This window comes from Streptomyces sp. WAC06614, assembly GCF_003949795.1.
Lineage (GTDB): Bacteria > Actinomycetota > Actinomycetes > Streptomycetales > Streptomycetaceae > Streptomyces.
Map to the genome: position 1 here is coordinate 1 of NZ_RPRY01000652.1, position 1,467 is coordinate 1,467.

The 1,467-nt window shown below is 75.3% G+C and carries 2 protein-coding genes; both read left to right on the plus strand.

Annotation, left to right across the window (positions count from 1 at the left end):
• A partial coding sequence (locus EF918_RS35650) for a phosphopantetheine-binding protein (protein ID WP_148141354.1) occupies nt 1-598 on the plus strand: 598 nt, incomplete at its 5' end.
• Nucleotides 595-1,431 (plus strand): thioesterase II family protein, encoded by an 837-nt coding sequence (locus EF918_RS35655; protein ID WP_125652971.1) that lies wholly within the window; start codon nt 595-597, stop codon nt 1,429-1,431. The genes EF918_RS35650 and EF918_RS35655, both read left to right, overlap by 4 nt.
• Nucleotides 1,432-1,467 lie beyond the last annotated feature (36 nt).

Below are 1,467 nucleotides of genomic sequence, written 5' to 3' on the forward strand. Positions count from 1 at the left end.
GGTGGACCTGGATGCGTTCGCGCACCACGACGCCCCGTTCGACCTGGTCCTGGAGGCGGTGAACCCGCCGCGTTCGCTGGCCCGGCACCCGCTGTTCCAGGTCTGCCTGGCGCTGGAGCCGGGGCCGACGCCGCAGGAGGTCCGCCTCTGGCTGCGCGAGCGGCTGCCGGACCACATGGTCCCGGCGTTCGTGGTGCCCCTGGACCGGCTGCCGCTGACGCCCAACGGGAAGATCGACAAGCGGGCACTGCCCGTGCCGAAGGCGGCCGCGGCCGTCGGCGGCCGGCCGCCGCGCACCCCGCTGGAGACGACGGTGCTCGGCCTGTTCGCCGAGGCCCTGTCCGCGGCCGGACCGCTGTCCATCGACGACGACTTCTTCGACCACGGCGGGCACTCGCTGCTCGCCGCCCGCCTCACCCACCGGCTCGGGGCCGAGCTGGGCGTCACCCTCTCCCTGCGCGACGTCTTCCAGCACCCCACCCCGGCCGCCCTCGCCCAGTACATCGACACCCGGCTGTCGGCCGGCGCGGCCCCGCCCCGGCGGGCCCGGCCCGCCCTGCGCCGCCGCACCACCGACCTGGAACGGAGTTCCTCATGACCGACCTCACCGCCTACGGCGCCGAGACGGCCCCCGCCCCCGACGACGTGGTGTGGGACCTGCCCGGCGAGGGCCCGCAGCGCACCGCGCTCCTGGTCCTGCCGCACGCCGGTGGCAACGCCCACGCCTACGCCGGCTGGCGCGAGCACCTCCCGTCCGACGTACGGCTGTTGATCGGCCAGTACCCGGGGCGCGGGGCCCGCTTCGCGGAGGACCTGCCCCGTGACATCGCGGACCTCGCCGGGCCCGTGGCGGCGTGCCTGCCGGCCGGGGCCACCGAGGACCTGGTGGTGCTGGGGCACAGCATGGGCTCGCTGGTCGCGTTCGAGGTGGTGCGGCTGCTCCAGGCGGCCGGCCGTACCCCGCGGGCCCTGGTGGCCTCCGCCTGCCGGGCGCCGTTCCTGGCCAACCCGGCCGTGGTCCACCCCGAGCGCCTGGACGACGACGAGCTGGTGGCCGCCATCAAGGAGCGCGGCGGCACCGACGACGCCATCCTCGACGACCCGGAGCTGCGCGAGATCGTCATCCCGTCCATCCGTGCCGACTTCGCCATCGACGACGTCTATGAGTGCCCGGCCGCCGAGGCCCGGGTGGACTGCCCGGTCACGGTGATCGGCGGGGACGCCGACCCGGTCGCCCCGGCGGCCTCGCTCGGCCGATGGGCGGAGGTCACCGACCACGCGTTCGCCGAGCACGTCCTGCCGGGAGGCCACTTCTACTTCCAGGACCGGCTGCCGGAGTTCTTCGCGGTGCTGTCCTCGGTGATCGGCGCCCCGGCGCCGATCACCGAGGACAGCACCGCGAAGAACTCCGGCAGCCGGTCCTGGAAGTAGAAGTGGCCTCCCGGCAGGACGTGCTCGGCGAACGCG